This window comes from Achromobacter piechaudii NBRC 102461 (assembly GCF_001571245.1).
Classification (GTDB): Bacteria; Pseudomonadota; Gammaproteobacteria; order Burkholderiales; family Burkholderiaceae_B; genus Achromobacter; species Achromobacter piechaudii.
In genome coordinates this window covers 278,376-297,479 of record NZ_BCTK01000008.1, presented here as the reverse complement: position 1 = coordinate 297,479, position 19,104 = coordinate 278,376, and the positions used below count along the sequence as shown (strand labels likewise).

Below are 19,104 nucleotides of genomic sequence, written 5' to 3'. Positions count from 1 at the left end.
TCATCGGAACGAGCTGTACGCGTCATTGCAGTTCCAGTTCCATCAGCAGGGCCACGCAAAGATCGGGGAAGTCGATGCCTACCTGCAACATGGCCTGGAGATTCGCGTCGAAATCGTCCAGTGTCTTGAGCACGGCCAGGGGCAAGGGCTTCAGGTAGATGCCTTCTTCATGGGTGATGCGGTAGCCGGCCCGCATGACGGCGGCAGTCAGCGTGTCGCGGCAATACTGGCGCTGATGGCCGAGCGCAATGTCATTGGCGTTCAGGCTGTATATGTCGTCGATCAAACCCAGCTCAAGCCCTAGCCGACGATTCATCGACTTGCCGTTGGGCACGGCTATATATAGCTTTCCGCCCGGCTTGAGGTATTGACGATACCGAGCCAGGATCAAATCGGGTTCGTCCACGTGCTCCAGAATGAAGCCCATCACGATGATGTCGAACGGCTCGGCGGGCGTGTAGTCTTCAAAATAGGCCTGGACGATCTCGCCTGCGAAGCCCGGGGTGTTCTGAAGGAATTGATCGATGACGTCACTGGCGCCATCGACGATCACGTGCCGCTCGCAGGCCTGTGCAAAGATGCGGGACGTGTATCCGTGGCCCAAACCCAGTTCCAGCAAGGAACCGGCATGGTTGAACCGCTTGATGATCCGATGCGGATACCAGTTCAACATCAAATTGTTTTCTATCTCGGTCGCCCCGTTGGGACGATACTCCGACGAAACGGCGTTCAGATCTTTTCTCATGGATTCGTCTCTGCTGCGGCAGATTGGGCAAGAAAGGTGCGCCAGGGCACGGGCTGCCCGCCGATATCGGCAATGCCTTGGGGGCCGCGGTTGGCAATCAGGTCCAATGTGCTGACATAGGGCGTGAATTCGCCGTGCAATTGTGGGTACTCGGTGCAGCCGTAGCCCATGTAGCTCACGTCGATGCCATTGGCTTCAAAGGCGGCGTGATCCAGGTAGTGGCGTGCGCCGTGGCCCGTCAGGTAGGTGGCGCCTTGCAAAGCACGGCATAGGTCGATGAGCCGTTGCGTACTGGCACCGGGGACATTCAGCGCCGATGCCGTCAAAAAGGTCGTGCCGCTGCCGATGGCAGGAAAGTACGCCACCAGCGCGTCAATCGAGGCCTGGGCCAGATGCGCCAATGTGTGATGCTGGACTGCATAGACGGAGTCGACCACGGCAAGCATGTCCGCCCTGAATGGCGCGTCCATATAAGCCTGGTTCAATTGGCTGATATGGCTGCGTCTCCAGTCGGAGCGATAGTCGATCTCGACTTCGTTGATCAACTGGCCGCGCCGCTGGCCCGCCAATGGAGCGGTCAGCCAGCTGATTCCCGAGCGCGTCTTGATCTGTACGCGATTGAAAAAGCCGCGTGCGAACTGCACGTCGTCGTAGTGGACGAAAACGTCTGCTTGCTTGATCTGCTCTAGCAATCCCACCCAGGGAAAAAACATGGGCTGGGACACGACGATGCACAGACGTCGATGGGTCTGAGCGCCAATCATGAGCCACGGGACCCATACAACTGGCGAACTGCCGTGATGACGCGGTCCAGATCCGCATTCGTCATGTCGTGATAGCTGGGCAGATTGATGGCGCGGTCAGGAATGTCATACGCATGGACATTCTTTGCCTGGGCCTCGAACATGGGCAGGCTGGACAGCGGATGGAAGAAGACGCGGGCGTCTATGCCTTCCGGATTCAAAGCGGCTTGCAGGTCTTCCCGCCGAATGCCCAGCGCGCGATCAAAGACGATGGTTGGCATCCAATAGCCGTTCTGCATGCCCGCGGGTTCCGGATTCAACGATATGCCGGGCAGATCTTCCAGGCCGGCCTGATACGCTTCGAATACCCGGCGCTTGCCGTCGATAAGTTCGTCGATCCGTTCCAGCTGGGCGCAGCCGATTGCAGCCTGTATGTTCGACATCTTGTATTTGAAGCCGAGCAGGTCGGGCCAGAATTGCTTGGCCTGCGCGGCATGGCGGCCGTGGTTGGACAAGGTGATGGCCCTTTCATAAAGCGCTGGGTCATTGGTGACGAACATGCCGCCTTCGCCCGTCGTCATGGTCTTCGTTCCATGGAATGAAAACGCCCCGAAGATGCCCATGCTGCCAGCCCGCCTGCCGTGGCAGGACGAGCCGATGGCTTCTGCGGCGTCTTCGATCACCGGTATGCCATGGCGTGCGCCGATGGCCAGCAGCGCGTCCATATCGCAGAGATTGCCGTAGAGGTGCACGGCCAGGATGGCTTTGGTGCGGGGGGTGATCGCCGCTTGCACCTGGGCCGGATCCAGGCACCAGGAGCCGGGAAGAATGTCCACGAAAACAGGCTTGGCGCCAAGGTGGACGATCGGCGCGGCGCTGGCGATCCAATTCGTGTCAGCCATGATGACTTCATCACCCGGGCCGATACCCAATGCCGCCATGCCGATATGCAGTGCGCCGGTGCAGCTGGAAGTCGCGATGGCGAATTGCGTACCGATGTGGGCTTTGAATTGCCGTTCGAAGCGGCCCAGGTATTCGTAGCAGCGCTCCCCCCAGCCATGGCGAGCCGCGTCGGTCGCGTACTCCACTTCGAGATCGGTGATCGAGGGCTTTGTGTAGTGAATGCGCGCGCTCATCGGATTTCCAATGTAGGAACGGCCGTGACGAATTTTCCGCCCCAATCGCGGATGTGTTGGTTCTGGCTCATGACTTCTTCGACAATGTTCCAAGGGAACACCACGACGTAGTCCGGGCGGACTTCCTTGAGCTTTTCCGGGGAATAGATCGGAATCCTGCTGCCCGGCAGGAATTTTCCCTGCTTGTAGGCGGCGGCATCGCAGACCAGCGGCAGCAGATCGGGCTTGATACCCGCGTAGTTCAGCAACGTATTGCCCTTGGCGGCAGCACCGTAGGCGGCCACGGATTTTCCCATCCGCTTCTGCTGGATCAGGAACTCGACAAAATTATCCTTTATGCCATCGACGCGCTGCTGAAAGCTCTCGTACGCCTCGGGGTCCTGCATGCCAGCCTGCTTTTCGGCTTGAAGAACACTTGCGACGGAGGGGAGATCGCCGCGCGGATCATCCGCGTGGCATCCAAAAACACGCAGGCTGCCACCGTGGGTGGGCAGTTCCTGGACGTCCGTTACACGCAGTCCGCACGCGGCGAAGATACGGGCCACCGTGTACAGCGACAGGTACGAGTAATGCTCGTGGTAGATCGTGTCGAACTGCGTATGGGCCAGCAGGCGCAGCAGGTGCGGAAATTCCAGCGTGATCGTTCCGCGCGGCTTCAAGGCCGCCTTCAGGCCAAGGGTGAAGTCGTTGATGTCGGGGACATGCGCATAGACGTTATTGCCCGCAATCAGATCTGCCTGTTGTCCCTTGTCTCTGAGCTGCTTGCCCAGGGTCTCGCCGAAGAACTCGCGCAGCACCGGAATGCCGGCGGCCTGCGCGGCTTGCGCCGTGCTGGCGGTCGGTTCGATGCCAAGGCATGCAATGCCCGCCGCGACGAAGTTTTTCAACAGATAGCCGTCATTGGACGCCACCTCGATGACCAGACTGTCCGCACCGAGCCCATAGCGCTCGATCACCATCTCGCTGTAGCGGGCGGCGTGCGCCAGCCAGCTTGCCGAAGTGGATGAGAAGTAGGCGTAGTCCTTTGTGAACAAGGCGTCGGCCTGGGTGTAGTCTTCGGTCTGCACCAGCCAGCAGGTGTGGCATACGCGCACGTTCAACGGATAGTAGGCTTCCGGTTGCTGGAGTTCCTGCTCCGTGAGGTAGGCGTTGGACGGGGGGGCGGCGCCCAAGCTGACCAGTGATTGCAATAAAGGCGTGGCGCAATGGCGGCACTTCATAGGTGAATTCCTGCGAAATCATCGGGAATCAGGGGATGAGCCCTGTCCCGAGGGGAAAGTTCGACGGGCGGCATGGGCCAGGCAATCGCCAGTTTTGGATCGTCGTGGCGCAGGCCGGCTTCCGATGCGGGCGTGTAGAACTCGGTATGCAGATAGAGCAGTTCGCTATCAGGTTCCAATGCCTGAAAGCCATGGGCACAACCTTCCGGGATCACCAGCATCTTCGCCGAGGTCGGATCGAGCTCCTCCGCGTGCCAGCGCAGGAATGAGGAGGATCCGGCGCGCAGATCGACCATCACATCCCAGACACGGCCTCGAATGCAGCGCACGAGCTTCATTTCTGCATGAGGAGCGTATTGAAAATGCATGCCGCGCACGGCGCCGGCGCGCGTTGTGCGCGACTGGTTGATCTGCAGGATTTGCCGTGGTCCGACGACCTCGGCCAGGGATTTTGCGCAAAACAGGCGAGCGAAGGCGCCGCGCGAGTCCGCCACGGCGTGCGTGTGAACGACGTACGCGCCAGCGATGGGGGTGCCGGCCACGTTCATGCCGACGCCCACCGCGAGCCCGTTTGCGCCGCCTTTTCGACGTACTGCCGCAATTGCGCCAGGGAGAGGGTCTGCCCTGTCCGATGATGATGGCGATACCAGTTCGCGGTCATCGCCAGCGCGTCGTCCAGTTGCAGAACGGGGCGCCATCCCAGGACCTGGCGCGCCTTGGCGCAGTCCAGCAGCAACAGGCCCGCCTCGTGCGGGCCGGCGGATGGCGTCGCGGTCCAGGCCAGATCCGACCAGTGCTGGTTCAGCAAGCCCAGCAATTGCGCCACGGTGCGATTGTCTTCGGCGACCGGACCAAAGTTCCAGCTGTCGGCGTACGTGGAATCGCCCGCCAGCAATTTCTGGCCCAGCATCAGGTAGCCGGACAGGCAGTCCAGTACGTGTTGCCAGGGGCGCGTGGCCGCCGGCGACCGGATTTCGAGCGTGCGATGTTCATACACCGCCCTGACCAGATCCGGCACCAGACGGTCCGCAGCCCAATCGCCGCCGCCGATGACATTACCGGCGCGCGCCGATGCGACGAGTACTGGCTTGTCGCGACCCCAAAACGATTTCCGATAGCTGTCGACCAGTATTTCGCAGGCGGCCTTGGATGCGCTGTAAGGATCATGTCCGCCCAACGCGTCATTCTCGCGATAGCCCCAATGCCATTCGCGATTGGCATACACCTTGTCCGTGGTCACAACGACGACCGCGCGTACGCTGGGCGTGAGCCGGCAGGCTTGCAGCACGTTCGCCGTCCCCATGACGTTGGTGGACCAGCTGTTGAGCGGATCGGAATAGGACTCGCGCACCAACGTCTGCGCTGCCAGATGAAAGACGATTTCCGGCTGCGTCCGGGCGAATGCCGCCGCCACCTGGCCCGCATCGCGCACGTCGCCGCGCACGTCATCGATGTCCTGGGCCAGCAGGTCCCAATGATTCGGCTCCATGGACGGCGGCAGGGACAGGCCGGTGACGCGTGCGCCCAACGAGCCCAACCAGGCTGCCAACCAGCTGCCTTTGAATCCGGTGTGGCCGGTAACGACGGCGCGCACGCCAGCGTAAGCGCCCTCGAATTGCCTTATGCCCACGTTTTCCACGGCGGATTTCCTTGGGCCCACAGGTGTTCGAGTTGATTCTTGTCGCGCAAGGTGTCCATCGGCTGCCAGAAGCCCAGGTGTTCGAAGGCCTGAAGCTGGCCTTGCCGGCTGAGTGTCTCCAGCGGAACGCCTTCCCACGGCATGTCATCGCTTTCGATCAGCGAGAGGACGCTGGGCGACAGCACAAAGAAGCCGCCATTGATCAGGCCGCCATCGCCGCGCGGCTTTTCCGTGAAGCCGGTGACCTGGTTACCTTCACGGCGCAGGGCGCCGTAGCGCCCAGGGGGCTGCACCGCGGTCACGGTAGCGGCCTTTCCGTGCTCGCGGTGAAAGGAGATCAGCGCACTGATATTCACATCGGAAACGCCGTCACCATAGGTGAAGCAAAACGCTTCCTCGTCCTTCACATAATCTTCAACGCGCTTCAAGCGGCCGCCGGTCATGGTGGTTTCGCCGGTATCAACCAGGGTCACGCGCCAAGGTTCGGCTTTGCGCTGGTGCACTTCCATCCGATTGTCCGCCATGTCGAAAGTCACGTCCGACATATGCAGGAAGTAGTTGGCGAAGTACTCCTTGATCATGTAGCCCTTGTAGCCGCAGCAAATGACGAAGTCGTTCACGCCATGCGCCGAGTACGTCTTCATGATGTGCCAAAGGATCGGCCGGCCGCCGATTTCGATCATGGGCTTGGGACGCGCTTGGGTTTCTTCCGAAATCCGGGTACCGAGACCGCCGGCGAGGATGATGGCTTTCATGCTTGACTCTCACACCATTGAACGAAGATTTTCTTGATTTCAGTTTCGAACTCGCGGGCGAAGCCTGCTTCGTCCATGAGCACGCTGTTTTGCAGATCCTGGCGCAGACGCTTGCGCAGCTTGGCAAGCGCTGGCACATCGCTGGCCAGTGCGACGGCCTTTTCGATGTATTCAGCTTCATCGGCGCAGATGAGATCTGCGTGGCCCACAGACTTCAGAATCGAACTGCCCAATCGGCCGACGCTGGGACGGTCCGCAAGGGTGATATACGGGACGCCCATGTGAATGAATTCCATCAGGGTCGTGCCGGAGTTATGGGGGAAGCAGTCCAGGCCGATATCGATGCCGCGCAGCAGGTCCCACGGAGGGCTGTTGAATCCGATGCTCAATCGGTTGCGGCTGACGCCCAGGGCTTCAAAGCGCGCCGCCAGCCCGTCGCACATGGCCGCATCCCGATAGCTGCCGCTGTTGATGACCAAACGGGAATTTGGCAGGCGGCGCAGGATGGCCGCCCAGGTACGGATGGTGCGGTGGTTGATGCGGATGGCGCGCGACAGCGTGCCGAATGTGATGCCCTCGTTGGTGAGGGCGGGTAGTTCGCTTACCTCGCCCATGGACGTACCGGGGCGGTAAGCGCAGGCCGTGCTCAGGCGCAGGATTTTTTCCGAGAACAGCGCTTCGCTGCCCGCAGGCGCCATGGCGCCATCCAGGACGATATAGTCGATCGCAGACAGGCCGGTCGTATACCCATACCCCATCCACGTAATCGACACGGGAGCCGGTTTGCGTGCAAAGACGGCAAGCCGATTGCCCTGGGTGTGTCCCGCCAGGTCAATCAGGATATCGATGCCGTCAGCGCGGATCTTCTCGGCCAGATCGGCGTCCGTCAGCCGCGACGTCGGTACCCAATGATCGAAGTAGCCCTTGAACCGCGCGGTGACTTCGTCTTCACTGGCCAACTCGGCGTAGGCCGTGATGTCGAACGCCTGCCTGTCGTGATGCGCGAAAAGCGGCTCGACAAAGTTATTGCCAGAGTGCTTCTTGAAGTCGGGCGACACGTAGCCGATCTTCAATCGACGATTGGCCTGCCGCGAGTTGGCGTGCGGGCGCCACTTGCTGCGAAGGGGAGCAAACAGCAGGCGGTTGCTATTCTGGTATGCAAGGTAAACGTCGCTTGCAGACTTGTCCGGCGAATAGTTGATGGCGAACAAGAGGTTGCTGTGCGCGCTGCCGGCATCGGGGTAGGCGTTGACAGCGACTTGGGCAGCTTGCTCGGCTGCGACGATATCGCCGCCATCGATGAGGACCTTGCAAAGATTCAATAGCGATTTGCGATGTTTGGGATCCCACTGCAAGGCCTGTTCGTAGGCGGAGCGCGCTTCGGCATAGCGCCGCTCGACATTCAGCGCATCGCCCAATCCGGAATAGGTGTGCGCATTGCGCGGCGCAAGCTCGACCGAGCGGCGGCAGACGTTGATGGCCTCCGACGATCGGTCCAGGCGGGCCAGGCTGATTCCGAGCAGGACGTAGGAACGGAAGTCTGCGGGCGCGGCCTGCACCATCTTCAAAGCGGCCAGCAGTGCTTGATCCAGCTGGTTGGTATTGAACAGGCAGGCCGTGAGCACTTCCCAGGCGTCGGCGAATCCAGGTGCAATGTTCGCCAGCTTGCGCGCAATCGGCTCGGCCTGTTGATAGGCGTTCTGACGAATCAGGTCCTGCATCTTGTTGGCCTGCGCAAGCAGAGCGGGCGCAAGTTTGGCGTCGCTGTCGTTGCTGCTCAGGATGCCGGCTTCCAGGCTGATCCGTGCCAGCGCGCTGGCGTACAGCCCGCAGAAGGGGGCCATGCCTGCGCTGGCTTTCAGGCCGGACTCGAACAGCTTGCACCAGGTGTCCGGGCAGGTACGGACCAAGGCATAGCGACGCAACAGGTAAAGCAGTTCCGAGACCTCTGACGAGCCGGTTTGCAGCCCTCGCGCTTGCGGGGCGGCAGCCTGTGCCGCGATGTCGGTCAATGCGGCCAGGCTCATGCCCTCGGCCAACGCCATGCATAGTTCCTGCTGGGTCGGCGTCAAACGTAGCTTGACGGGCTCGTGCCAGAGATTGAAGCGCGGGGAGGTGTCGGTTGCATCGCCAGAAATGATTCGAACCGCCCCGGCGCCAGCGACGTCATGGGCAGTATCGTAGGGGCCGTCGTCGAGGCAGTAATGGGCAACCTTGCTTTCAAGCAGCGTCTTCAGCGCGTTATCAAGCTGCTTTCTGGCGGCAGGATCGTCCAGGCCCAAGCGATGCATGATGCTGGCAAGCAGCGTCGTATAGGGCAGGGAGGCGGGCCAGACATGGGCAAGGGTGTCGACGATGGCTTCAACCGCCGTGTCCCTGGTGGTCAGGCCCTGGCCCAGATGGTTGACATAGGTGACGCTATTTTCGGCGGACAGGCCTGCCAGGCGTTGCAATCCGCACGCCCAGCGCAGGTCCTTCATCCGCGCCAGGTCCAGCCGGGGCGGCTGGTCGGCGGGGTGCGCGGCCGATATCCAGAGGCTCTGGCGAAAGGCACGGCCAGTTGCAAAGTCCAGGTACTGCTGTTTGACGGTGGCCGGCTGGCCCATGGTCAGCAGGCTGTTGGACAGCGATACGCCTTGGCCGAAGTTCAGCGGCAGCTCGGAGATTGCGAGACTGTCGCCGACATAGTTCAAGCCCGCTTCGGCGGCGCGGCCCGCGAATTCGATGAAATAGCAGGCGCTGGCGGCGAGCAGATTGCCCGCGCCCTGGTCTTGGGTGGCTGAAAACTGCGACTCGAACTGTCGTAGCGTGGCGGACAAGGCGACACCCATGGGGTTCACGGGTGCGAGCCCTTCCTTGAACAGGGTCATGGCCGCTTGCGCGCTTGCGATGACTTGCGCTTCGGTCTGCGCGGCGTGCGCGTGCAGAACAATAGCGTCGCGTATGACTTCCTGGGCCTTGGCCCCCGGGTAGACATGGTAGTCAACGTACAGCAGGCCCAGGGGCGACAGGCGGCGGGCGCAACGTTCCAGCACGGCTTGGGCGGCCGGCGCCGGCAGGTAACTGAACAGGCCGCTGGCGATGATGTAATCGAACTCGCCCAGGTCATCGTCCAGGGTCGCGTAATCCCTGCAATGCAGTTGTACGTTGTGCAGTTTGAGCCGGCGTGCGTGCTCTTGACCGCGCTGCACAAGCGCTTCGGAAACGTCCACACCAACGACATGCGCGTGCGGATTGGCCATGGCAAACGGTAGCAGCCCCTGTGCCGCTCCGCATCCCAACATCAGGACCTTTGCGCTGTTCAGCGCCGCAGAGGCCACGCCGTAGAGGTGGGCGGTGGCTCGCAGATGCAGCGGTGAATGGCTTGGCGACAGGCAACCCGGGTCGGCGAGTGACTGTTGCTGGATATAGGCCGGATTTGACATGAGTGAAAGCGGTTTGCGTGAGCCTGGGAGGGGATGCTGGAATTCTAGAAAGCGCGAGCGCACTCCATTCGGGGAATCAGCGTCTGAATTCGCCGCCAGTTTGGAAAAAGGCGAGGCCGACGCCGCAAAATGAAAAAACCCGCCGTGAGGCGGGTTTTGAGGGTTGCCAGGTCTGGCGCGAAGGGCCGTTCCTGGCTGCCTGCCGGGGGAAACCGAAGCTTCCCCCTGCCGACCGTAGCCCTTGCTTTGAATTAACGCAGCAGGGACAGAACGGTTTGCGGCACTTGGTTGGCTTGCGCCAGAACCGAGGTACCAGCTTGTTGCAGGATCTGAGCCTTGGACATGTTCGACACTTCCGTGGCGTAGTCGGCGTCTTGAATACGCGAACGGGCGTTGGACAGGTTGTTGACCACGTTGTTCAGGTTGGCGATCGTCGATTCCAGACGGTTCTGCACAGCACCCAGTTCGCCGGTCAGCTTGTCCAGCTTGGTGAAGGCGGCGTCCAGCGTCTTCATCGGATCGGACGTCTTCGTGCCCTTGCTGGTGTCTTCAGTCGTCAGGTTGCCTGCGCTGTTGACCTTGGCTTCAGCGCCGACCTTGGCAGCGTAGTCGCCCGTGCCCGTGCCGCTCTTGACCGTGACCTTGCCCGTGTTGGGGTCAACCAGGTAGGTGGTGTCGTAGTTGGCGGTCGTGTTGAACGTGCCCTTTTCGTCGACGTACGTGTCGGTCGACTTGCCCGAGGTGAAGCTCAGGGTGGCGGTGGTGATGCCTTGGCCCAGGGTGACGGTAACGTCGTTTGCCGTAGCGTTGGCCTTCACGTTGGCCAGCAGAGCATCGCTGCTGATGGTGTCGGTGAATTCCAGGTTGTTGGCGGTCGCGGTGCTGGTGTAGGTCTTGCCACCGATCGAAACGCTGGCGGCGCCGGCGGTCGAAACGGAAGCAGCAGCCTTCATCACGCCATCCAGCGTGGCGGCGGTCGTGCCCGAACCAGCGCTGTTGGTCGTCAGGTTGCCCGACGAATCCAGGTATGCGTCTTGGCCGCCGATGGTGACCTTGCCGGTGGCGTCAACGTCGAACTTGGTCGAGTTGGAGCCAACGTTGTTGTAGGTGCCGGACACGGTGCCGGTAGCCGGTTGCAGCGAGGAGGCCAGCGTGCCGACGGCAGCGGTGCCAACAGCCGAGTTCGTGAACGTGAAGTTCTTGTTGGTGGCGTCGTAGGTGTAGGTGACGTCAGCGGCGGAACCGTTGCTGATGGTGACCTTGTTGCCGTTTTCCAGCTTGCCGAATGCTTGTTCAGCGGTCACGGCTTCGTGCGTCGTGGTGACCTTCCATTCGTTGGCGGCGGTGGTAGTGCCGCTGGCAGCTTGCAGATCCGACACGGTAGCCGAACGGTTCTGGGTCACGCCCGAGCCGTTGACGTTGAAGCCGTCCAGACCCAGCGTCTTGACGCTGATTTCCGACAGGTTCAGGGTGATCGTTTCGCCGTCGTTGGCGCCAACTTGCAGCGTCAGGGGCTTGGCCGAATCCGACAGAACCTTCACGCCGTTGAAGTCGGTTTGTTGCGAGATGCGGTCGATGTCCGACAGACGTTGGTTGATTTCGTCTTGCATCGAGTTCAGCTGTTCTTGCGAGTAGCTGCCGTTCGAAGCTTGCACCGACAGTTCGCGAACGCGTTGCAGGTGGGTGTTGACTTCGGAGGCGGCGCCTTCCGTCGTTTGAGCCAGCGAGATGCCGTCGTTGGCGTTACGAGCAGCTTGGGTCAGGCCCTTGACGTTCGCGGTGAAACGGTTGGCAATGGCCATACCGGCGGCGTCGTCCTTGGCGCTGTTGATGCGCAGGCCCGACGACAGGCGTTCGATGGCGGTACCCAGGGAAGATTGCGACTTGTTCAGGTTGTTCTGAGCAACGAGGGACAAGTAGTTGGTGTTGATAACTGCAGCCATGTTTAGGCTCCCAAGAGAGAAAGGCTTCTTCAAACCGGGCAGCTGGGCCGCCCATCGTGTTAACGGGAGAATTCGCGTTCTTGCGTCTTCGAATTTCTCCGTTGTCAGGATTACGGCAGTCGCAAATCAATCTTTAGCCCTAATTCTCGAAAGTCGAATTTATTGTTGTATCCGCCGAAAGAAGGATGCGAGGTCGAGCATCCTTTGATGGAGGTGGCCTTTGCAAAAAGAGATCGGGCGCCCGCAGGCGCCCGATCTTCATGTGTTCGATACCTCTTCTGGAGGCTTCCTATATATAGGTCTAAATAATCTGCGCGATCTGCCCTTCCTGCGGCAGCTCCTGCCAGGCCAGCTCCTTGAGCTTGGCGCGGATGCGCGCCGTCGCCTGCGACCTGAGCTGGCACACACGCGCCTCGGTCACATTCATGATCGCGCCGATTTCCTTCAGATTCAGTCCCTGCTCGTAACACAGCGACAGCAGCAGCTTTTCGCGGTCGGGCAGGGCGTCGATCGCGTGCACCAGCGCCTGGCGGAAATCGCCGGCAAGCAGCGCGTCCAGCGGATTGCCGCCGGCCGAGCCGTGGTTCAGCGTGGCGGTCCAGTCGGATTGGCCGGAGGCGGAATCGGGTTCGGTGGTGAAGTCTTCGTAGTGCACGATCTGCACGCCCTGGGCGTCGTGCAACAACGATTGGTACTCGCCGATCGGCATTTCAAGCTGGGCAGCGATCTCGGCTTCGGTGGGCGCGCGCATCAGGCGCTGTTCAAGCTGCTGGATGGCCTGCTCGATCTTGCGCGCTTTCGTCCGGACGCTGCGGGGCAGCCAGTCCTGGCCGCGAAGCTCGTCCAGCATCGCGCCACGAATCCGTGTCGTGGCGTAGGTCTCGAATTGGGCGTCTGCCGTTTCCTGATAACGCCGTACGGCGTCGAGCAGACCGATCATGCCGGCCTGTATCAGGTCGTCAAGCTCAACGCTGGCGGGTAGCCGGGCGAGCAATTGCAGGGCCAGCTTCCGCACTAGCGGGGCATATTCGACCAAGCTGTCATCTGCGTGGGGCATTGCGGGAATGTCAGGCGGTGTCCATCGTGACGCATCGTCAGACGTTGTCAATTTGCGACATTGTCGACAAACGCGCGGCTGCGCTAAAGCGACCAGGATTTAGTGATCGGCAAGGTGTCATTGTCGGCACTGCACAACATTTCATTCGCGGAAGTACGCAATGTTTTGAATGCTTATTTGCCAAATTGACGTAAATTCGTCACGAGTTTCTATGTCAATGTGTATCTAAACTCACAGGTTGCGCAATATCAACAAAGATTTGTCATATAAGTCATAGAAAATGACATCACCTGTGGTAAATTTTACTTAAATTGCGAACAAATGATACATTTCGCATTAAAACAGGATGCAGCAGCAATCAGGCGCCACTCAAGGCGTCGGTGCTTTTGGTCATAAAGCCCCCGTGGGTGGGATTGGGATAGGGAGTAGGGCGTGCAACAAGTCGAAAATTCATTGCTGGCAGATATCCGTGAAGTGAATCTGTCATACCTGTTACTTGCGCAACGTATGTTGCGTGATGACTATGCAGCGTCAATGTTCCGCCTGGGGTTCAGCAATGAAGTTGCCGACATCCTGATGCGTCTGTCGCCGGCCCAGCTGGTCAAGCTGGCCAGCTCCAGCTCGCTGCTGTGCCGTTTCCGTTTTGATGATTACAGTCTGCTGTCCGCGCTGACCCACGACGTCCTGGGTGGTGCGCTGCAACAAGCACACGCAACAATCTTGCTGGCCAAGCAACCTGTAGAAGAATTGGCCTGACGGCCACTCCAACATCCCACTCGGACCCGTGTAATGGCCTCCAAAAGCGTATCTCAGGAAGCGGACGACATCCTGCTTGCCAGCTCCATGATTACCCTGGGAGCGCGGCTGCAAGTTCTGGAAGCTGAAACCAGCCTCAGCCACGACCGCCTGGCACGCTTGTACCGCGAAATCCGCGGCTGCTCGCCACCCAAGGGCATGCTGCCGTTCTCGGTTGACTGGTTCATGACCTGGTTGCCGAACATCCACTCGTCGCTGTTCTACAACGTTTATTCGTTCCTGAATGCGCGCACCAGCAGCAAGGGCATACGCGCCATCATCGACGCCTATCGCCTTTATCTTGAAAACGCCGGCCTTGATACGGCCGAAAGCTCAGAGCCGGTGTTGAGTTTCACCCGCGCCTGGATGCTTGTGCGTTTCTTTGACAGCGGCATGCTCCAGCTGTCCGCCTGCCGTCAATGCGGCGGCCATTTCATTGCGCATGCGCACGATCCGCACTCGGACTTCGTCTGCGCGATCTGCCGTCCGCCTCCTCGCGCCGGCAAGACGCGCGCGGCGGCCAAGGCGCGCGCTGGCACCCGTCCTGCACCCGTGCTCGGCGCTGCCCGTCCCTGACCCGGACGCGCCAGGCGCGCGTCCAAATACATCAAAAGCCCTGGAAAACTCCCCGTAACCCGCCTTTTTGGCTCGGGGGGAACAGGGGATCATTGACGCCAGTTTTAGACTTCGTTGGCAGGGGCCTGATGTGTTGATTGTTATCGGTTTTCTCGTGGTGATCGTGTCGGTCGTCGGCAGCTTCATAGCGCTGGGCGGCCATTTGGGCGCGCTTTACCAGCCCTTCGAGCTGACACTGATCTTTGGTGCGGCCTTTGGGGCTTTTCTGGCCGGCAACAGCAAAAAGTCGCTGATGCTCGTCAAGAAGGCGTTGCCCGACGCGCTGAAAAGCTCGCGCTACAGCAAGGACGTGTACATGGAGCTGATGGCGCTCCTGTATGTGTTGCTGAACAAAGCGCGCCGTGAAGGCCTGATGGCCATCGAATCGCACATCGAGGACCCGGCTTCCAGCCCGATCTTCGGCGAATATCCGCGCATTGCCAAAGACGCGAAGCTCATGGAGTTCATTACGGACTACCTGCGCATCATGATCAGCGGCAACATGAGCTCGTTTGAAATCGAAACGCTCATGGACGAGGAAATCGAGACCTACCGCCATGAACGGGAAGTGCCCGCCCATGCGTTGCAGCAGATGGCCGACGGCCTGCCGGCCTTCGGTATCGTGGCCGCGGTGCTGGGCGTGATCAAGGCGCTGGCCGCCGTGGACCAGCCGCCCGCGATTCTGGGCGACCTGATCTCCAAGGCCATGGTCGGCACGTTCCTGGGGATTTTGCTGGCATACGGCTTTGTGGGGCCGCTGGCCTCGCGCGTGGAACGTCGCAACGACGAAGCCATGAAAGTGCTGGAATGCATCAAGACCACGCTGCTGGCCAGCATGAACGGTTACCCGCCCCAGCTGGCGGTGGAATTCGGCCGCAAGGTGCTGTTCTCGTCCGTGCGTCCGACCTTTGGTGAACTGGAAGAACACGTCCGGCAAACCAAGTCGACCGGCAAGGCCTGACGGAGCGGTCGATGAGTACCGTAAACAACCACCGCGTGGTGATCCGCCGCAAGAAGGTCAAAGGCGGCGGGCACCACGGCGGCAGCTGGAAGATCGCCTACGCCGACTTCATCACGGCGATGATGGCGTTCTTTCTGGTGATGTGGCTGATCAGCATCGTGCCGCGCGAAGAACTCAAGGGTATCGCGGAATACTTCCGCATGCCGCTGCGCGTGGCGATCACGGGCGGGCCCAGCAGCTCGGCCGAAACCAGCGCCGTGCCCGGCGGCGGCCGCGATCCCTTGCGCAGCGAGGGCGACGTGCGCCGTGGCCAGGGCAACCGGGTCGAGTCCCAGCCCATGGGCGACGCCGAGCGGCGCGAGCAGCATCGCCTGGAAAACCTCAAGAAGCGCCTTGAGAACGTCATCGAAACCAGCCCCGTCCTGAAAAGCTTCAGGCCGCAGATGCTGATCGACCTGACGACCGAAGGCCTGCGTATCCAGATCATCGACAACCAGAACCGCCCGATGTTCGCGACGGGCCGCGCCGAAGTGCAGCCCTGCATGCGCGACATCCTGCGCGAGCTGGGCCCCGTGCTGAACGAGCTGCCCAACAAGGTCAGCATCTCGGGCCACACCGACGCGTCGCAGTACGCGCGCGGCGAGCGCGCCTACAGCAACTGGGAGTTGTCGGCCGACCGCGCCAATGCCTCGCGCCAGGAATTGGTGGCCGGCGGCATGAACGAAAGCAAGGTCATGCGCATCCAGGGTCTGTCTTCCAGCATGAGCCTGGTTAAAGATGATCCGTATGCAGCCGTTAATAGACGTATCAGCCTCGTGGTGCTCAATATGAACACCCAGAAGCGCATCGAAAACGAGAACGCCGCTGCTGCGGACGTAAGCGCCAAGGATGCGCGCGAGGTGGGGACGGCCGTGGAGGCGGTGCAAGCCGCCGCCCAGGCCGCGACGGCAACCAAACAAGGCGAAGCGGCGAACGCGCCGCCGGTTCAGGGGGTTCGATAGCAATGGCGGCAACGATTCTGGTGGCGGACGACTCGGCGACGATGCGGATGATCGTCCAGGCGACGCTGACGGGCGCGGGATGGAAGGTGTTGACGGCCGGCAACGGCCAGGAAGCGCTGGAAGTGGCCAAGAGCCACCCGGTGGACCTCGTGGTCAGCGACTGGAACATGCCCGTCAAGGGTGGGCTTGAACTGATTCAAGGCCTGCGTGAACTGGACCAGTACCTGGATGTACCGGTGCTGGTGCTGACCACCGAAGACGACGTGGACAGCAAGATGGCCGCTCGGGATCTGGGCGTTTGTGGCTGGCTGTCCAAGCCGGTCGACCCCGATGTGCTGGTGGAATTGGCGACCGAACTGCTCGACGAGCAGGCCGGCGCGTAAAGCAGGTTCATTTATGAAGGCGTACGGGTCATGAGTTCTGGTTTGGACCTCAGTCAGTTTTACGAGACCTTTTTCGACGAGGCGGATGAGCTGCTCGCGCAGATGGAGCAGCTGCTGCTGGAACTCGACGTGGGGTCTCCCGACATCGAACAGCTCAATGCCATCTTCCGCGCGGCCCATTCGATCAAGGGCGGCGCGGCGACATTCGGCTGCTTTACGCAGCTGGCGGGCACCACCCACCTGCTCGAAAACCTTCTTGACGCAATCCGTCGCGGCGAAATGGCGCTGCGCACGGACATGATTGATATTTTCTTGGAAACGAAAGACGTGCTCAAAAGCCAACTGGATGCCTATCGGGCCTCCGAAGAGCCCGATGAAGCCGTGTTTGAGCGTATCTGCGCCGTATTGAGGCAGCTGGCGCTGGAGCATAAGGACCCCGCCGCGGCCGTCGCCGCGACGCCGGCCCCCGCGCCTGTCGTGGCTGCTCCGGTTCCGCCGCCCGCGCCGGTCGCCGCGCCCGAACCCGTGCAGCCCGCAGCCGATAGCGGCAACTTGCCGCTCAAGGTCAGGATCACCAAGGTCTCGGACAAGGACGCCGCCTCGCTGCTCGAAGAAATGGGCAACCTGGGCAACGTGCGCGCCAGCGAACGCGCCGATGGCGCGCTGACCGTGTGGATGGACAGCACCTGCACGCCGGACGACATCGAAGCCGTGTGCTGCTTCATTGTCGACGGCGACCAGCTATCCATCAGCCGCGAAGCGGCCCCGGCCAGCCAGGCCAGCGCGCCGGCAGCCGAGCCCGTGGCGACACCGGTTGCTGCGGCCCCCGCGCCGGCAGCGCCCGTCGCCTCCGAGCCCGTGCCGACGGTGGCCGACACCGCCGCCGCCGCCGAAGCCATCACGCAAGCCGCCGCGCGCGCTTCGCGTCCGGCCGCGCCCGCGCATGCCGACAAAGAATCCACGTCGATCCGCGTGGGCGTTGAAAAGGTGGACCAGGTCATCAACCTGGTGGGCGAACTGGTCATCACGCAAGCCATGCTGGCGCAGACCGCTTCGACGCTGGACCCCGTCCTGCACGATCGTCTGCTCAACGGCATGGAACAGCTGGAACGCAACGCCCGCGACTTGCAGGAAGCGGTGATGTCGATCCGCATGATGCCGATGGACTACGTGTTCAGCCGCTTCCCCCGCCTGGTGCGCGATATCGCCGGCAAGATGGGCAAGCAGATTGAATTGCAGACCTACGGCCGCGCCACCGAGCTGGACAAGAGCCTGATCGAACGCATCATCGACCCGCTGACGCACTTGGTGCGCAACAGCCTGGACCACGGCATCGAGACGCCCGAAAAGCGTATCGCCGCCGGCAAGGATCCGGTCGGTCAACTGGTGTTGTCCGCGCAGCATAACGGCGGCAACATCGTGATCGAAGTCAGCGATGACGGCGGCGGCCTGAACCGGGAAAAGATCTTGAAGAAGGCCATGGCTCAAGGCCTGGCCGTCAACGAGAACTCGCCCGACGACGAAATCTGGCAGCTGATTTTTGCGCCGGGTTTCTCGACCGCCGAGAAGGTCACGGACATTTCCGGCCGTGGCGTCGGCATGGACGTCGTGCGCCGGAACATCCAGGACATGGGCGGTCACGTGCAGCTGTCGTGCGAGCCCGGTAACGGCACCACGACGCGTATCGTGCTGCCGCTGACGCTGGCGATCCTGGACGGCATGTCGGTGCGCGTGGGCGAAGAAACCTTCATCCTGCCGCTGAACCACGTCACCGAATCGCTGCAACCGACCAACGACCAGATCTATTCGGTGGCGGGCAACGAGCGTGTGATGCACGTGCGCGGCGAATACCTGCCGCTGGTCGAGATGCACCGCGTGTTCTCGGTTGGCGAGGCGCAGACCGATCCCACGCAGGCCATCGCGGTCATCATGCAGGCCGAAGACCGCCGCTTTGCGTTGCTGGTGGATCACCTGATCGGCCAGCATCAGGTGGTGGTGAAGAACCTCGAATCGAACTACCGCAAGGTTCCCGGCATCTCGGCCGCCACCATCCTGGGTGATGGCAGCGTGGCCCTGATTGTTGACGTATTTGCGCTTGCGCGCGCCAACCGTGAACGTTGGTCGCAGCCCGAAGCCATTCTGAATTGATGGAGCAATAAAAAATCATGGCAGCCAAACCGCAAGCGCAATCCGCGCGCAATGAAGATGTCGGCAGCGAATTCCTGGTCTTCACGCTGGGCGATGAAGAGTACGGCATCGATATCCTGAAGGTTCAGGAAATTCGCGGCTACGACGCCGACACGGTCACCCGTATCGCCAACGTGCCCACGTTCATCAAGGGCGTGACGAACCTGCGCGGCATCATCGTTCCGATCGTCGACCTGCGCATCAAGTTCAACCTGGGCCGCGTCGACTACAACGAGCAGACCGTCGTCATCATCCTCAACCTGGATCGCCGCGTCGTCGGCATCGTGGTTGACGGCGTGTCGGACGTGCTGATGCTCAACGCCGGCCAGATCCGTCCGGCGCCGGAATTCGGCGCGACGCTGTCCACCGAATACCTGACGGGCCTGGGCACCGTTGATGAACGCATGCTGATCCTGGTCGATATCGAAAAGATGATGACCAGCGACGAAATGGCGCTGGTCGAGAAGGTCGCCTCCTGATCGGAGACTGGCCGTAACGC

The 19,104-nt window shown here is 61.2% G+C and carries 17 protein-coding genes; 7 read left to right on the top strand and 10 right to left on the bottom strand.

The annotated features are described in order from the left end of the window. Positions 1 to 22: 22 nt before the first annotated feature. The 10 genes from API01S_RS21190 to API01S_RS21145 form a co-directional block, all read right to left on the bottom strand. A complete protein-coding gene (locus API01S_RS21190; protein WP_050729053.1) occupies positions 23 to 745 on the bottom strand; it encodes a class I SAM-dependent methyltransferase in 723 nt (240 codons plus the stop codon). Further along, positions 742 to 1,458: a WbqC family protein gene (locus API01S_RS21185; protein ID WP_082306037.1), complete on the bottom strand. Its 717-nt coding sequence runs from the start codon at positions 1,456 to 1,458 to the stop codon at positions 742 to 744. The genes API01S_RS21190 and API01S_RS21185 overlap by 4 nt, the downstream gene beginning before the upstream one ends. 47 nt (positions 1,459 to 1,505) lie before the next feature. After that, on the bottom strand, positions 1,506 to 2,624 hold the full coding sequence (locus API01S_RS21180) for a DegT/DnrJ/EryC1/StrS family aminotransferase (protein ID WP_050729051.1): 1,119 nt from the start codon (positions 2,622 to 2,624) through the stop codon (positions 1,506 to 1,508). Next, the gene (locus tag API01S_RS21175) at positions 2,621 to 3,844 is read right to left on the bottom strand and encodes a class I SAM-dependent methyltransferase (RefSeq protein ID WP_050729050.1); all 1,224 of its coding nucleotides are present in this window, start codon (positions 3,842 to 3,844) and stop codon (positions 2,621 to 2,623) included. Before API01S_RS21175 ends, API01S_RS21180 begins: the two co-directional genes overlap by 4 nt. Continuing rightward, positions 3,841 to 4,392: a dTDP-4-dehydrorhamnose 3,5-epimerase family protein gene (locus tag API01S_RS21170; RefSeq protein ID WP_050729292.1), complete on the bottom strand. Its 552-nt coding sequence runs from the start codon at positions 4,390 to 4,392 to the stop codon at positions 3,841 to 3,843. The genes API01S_RS21175 and API01S_RS21170 overlap by 4 nt, the downstream gene beginning before the upstream one ends. Continuing rightward, on the bottom strand, positions 4,389 to 5,474 hold the full coding sequence (gene rfbG, locus API01S_RS21165) for a CDP-glucose 4,6-dehydratase (protein ID WP_156329886.1): 1,086 nt from the start codon (positions 5,472 to 5,474) through the stop codon (positions 4,389 to 4,391). The genes API01S_RS21170 and rfbG overlap by 4 nt, the downstream gene beginning before the upstream one ends. After that, entirely contained in the window at positions 5,465 to 6,238 is a 774-nt protein-coding gene (rfbF, locus tag API01S_RS21160; RefSeq protein WP_050729048.1) for a glucose-1-phosphate cytidylyltransferase, read from the bottom strand. Before rfbF ends, rfbG begins: the two co-directional genes overlap by 10 nt. Next, positions 6,235 to 9,663, bottom strand: a complete 3,429-nt coding sequence (locus API01S_RS21155) for a bifunctional class I SAM-dependent methyltransferase/glycosyltransferase (protein ID WP_061306066.1) — start codon at positions 9,661 to 9,663, stop codon at positions 6,235 to 6,237. Before API01S_RS21155 ends, rfbF begins: the two co-directional genes overlap by 4 nt. A 251-nt stretch (positions 9,664 to 9,914) precedes the next feature. Further along, positions 9,915 to 11,606, bottom strand: coding sequence for a flagellin N-terminal helical domain-containing protein (locus API01S_RS21150; protein WP_050729046.1), 1,692 nt, complete (start codon positions 11,604 to 11,606; stop codon positions 9,915 to 9,917). 301 nt (positions 11,607 to 11,907) lie between these two features. Further along, the gene (locus tag API01S_RS21145) at positions 11,908 to 12,663 is read right to left on the bottom strand and encodes an RNA polymerase sigma factor FliA (RefSeq protein WP_006219024.1); all 756 of its coding nucleotides are present in this window, start codon (positions 12,661 to 12,663) and stop codon (positions 11,908 to 11,910) included. A gap of 432 nt (positions 12,664 to 13,095) precedes the next feature. Here API01S_RS21145 and flhD point away from each other — a divergent pair, with 432 nt between their 5' ends. From flhD to cheW, 7 genes are all read left to right on the top strand, one after another. After that, entirely contained in the window at positions 13,096 to 13,419 is a 324-nt protein-coding gene (flhD, locus tag API01S_RS21140) for a flagellar transcriptional regulator FlhD (protein WP_006219025.1), read from the top strand. Positions 13,420 to 13,452: 33 nt separating this feature from the next. After that, a complete protein-coding gene (flhC, locus tag API01S_RS21135; RefSeq protein ID WP_006219026.1) occupies positions 13,453 to 14,034 on the top strand; it encodes a flagellar transcriptional regulator FlhC in 582 nt (193 codons plus the stop codon). Positions 14,035 to 14,164: 130 nt separating this feature from the next. Then, positions 14,165 to 15,034 carry a flagellar motor stator protein MotA gene (motA, locus tag API01S_RS21130; protein ID WP_050729045.1) on the top strand — a complete coding sequence of 290 codons (870 nt, stop codon included), beginning with the start codon at positions 14,165 to 14,167 and terminating at the stop codon, positions 15,032 to 15,034. An 11-nt stretch (positions 15,035 to 15,045) separates the two neighbouring features. Further along, positions 15,046 to 16,035 (top strand): flagellar motor protein MotB, encoded by a 990-nt coding sequence (gene motB / locus API01S_RS21125; RefSeq protein ID WP_061306065.1) that lies wholly within the window; start codon positions 15,046 to 15,048, stop codon positions 16,033 to 16,035. Between the two features lie 2 nt (positions 16,036 to 16,037). Continuing rightward, positions 16,038 to 16,418, top strand: a complete 381-nt coding sequence (locus API01S_RS21120) for a response regulator (RefSeq protein WP_006221890.1) — start codon at positions 16,038 to 16,040, stop codon at positions 16,416 to 16,418. A gap of 30 nt (positions 16,419 to 16,448) precedes the next feature. Then, positions 16,449 to 18,566, top strand: coding sequence for a chemotaxis protein CheA (gene cheA, locus API01S_RS21115; RefSeq protein ID WP_061306064.1), 2,118 nt, complete (start codon positions 16,449 to 16,451; stop codon positions 18,564 to 18,566). A 17-nt stretch (positions 18,567 to 18,583) separates the two neighbouring features. Continuing rightward, positions 18,584 to 19,084 carry a chemotaxis protein CheW gene (cheW, locus tag API01S_RS21110; protein ID WP_006219029.1) on the top strand — a complete coding sequence of 167 codons (501 nt, stop codon included), beginning with the start codon at positions 18,584 to 18,586 and terminating at the stop codon, positions 19,082 to 19,084. Positions 19,085 to 19,104: the final 20 nt, after the last annotated feature.

Excerpts from the sequence above, each read along its gene's own strand:
- API01S_RS21190 (WP_050729053.1), bottom strand. The coding sequence starts at position 745 with ATGAGAAAAGATCTGAACGCCGTTTCGTCGGAGTATCGTCCCAACGGG.
- API01S_RS21185 (WP_082306037.1), bottom strand. The coding sequence starts at position 1,458 with ATGTTTTTTCCCTGGGTGGGATTGCTAGAGCAGATCAAGCAAGCAGAC.
- API01S_RS21180 (WP_050729051.1), bottom strand. The coding sequence starts at position 2,624 with ATGAGCGCGCGCATTCACTACACAAAGCCCTCGATCACCGATCTCGAA.
- API01S_RS21175 (WP_050729050.1), bottom strand. The coding sequence starts at position 3,844 with ATGAAGTGCCGCCATTGCGCCACGCCTTTATTGCAATCACTGGTCAGC.
- API01S_RS21170 (WP_050729292.1), bottom strand. The coding sequence starts at position 4,392 with ATGAACGTGGCCGGCACCCCCATCGCTGGCGCGTACGTCGTTCACACG.
- rfbF (WP_050729048.1), bottom strand. The coding sequence starts at position 6,238 with ATGAAAGCCATCATCCTCGCCGGCGGTCTCGGTACCCGGATTTCGGAA.
- API01S_RS21155 (WP_061306066.1), bottom strand. The coding sequence starts at position 9,663 with ATGTCAAATCCGGCCTATATCCAGCAACAGTCACTCGCCGACCCGGGT.
- API01S_RS21150 (WP_050729046.1), bottom strand. The coding sequence starts at position 11,606 with ATGGCTGCAGTTATCAACACCAACTACTTGTCCCTCGTTGCTCAGAAC.
- API01S_RS21145 (WP_006219024.1), bottom strand. The coding sequence starts at position 12,663 with ATGCCCCACGCAGATGACAGCTTGGTCGAATATGCCCCGCTAGTGCGG.
- flhC (WP_006219026.1), top strand. The coding sequence starts at position 13,453 with ATGGCCTCCAAAAGCGTATCTCAGGAAGCGGACGACATCCTGCTTGCC.
- motB (WP_061306065.1), top strand. The coding sequence starts at position 15,046 with ATGAGTACCGTAAACAACCACCGCGTGGTGATCCGCCGCAAGAAGGTC.
- API01S_RS21120 (WP_006221890.1), top strand. The coding sequence starts at position 16,038 with ATGGCGGCAACGATTCTGGTGGCGGACGACTCGGCGACGATGCGGATG.
- cheA (WP_061306064.1), top strand. The coding sequence starts at position 16,449 with ATGAGTTCTGGTTTGGACCTCAGTCAGTTTTACGAGACCTTTTTCGAC.
- cheW (WP_006219029.1), top strand. The coding sequence starts at position 18,584 with ATGGCAGCCAAACCGCAAGCGCAATCCGCGCGCAATGAAGATGTCGGC.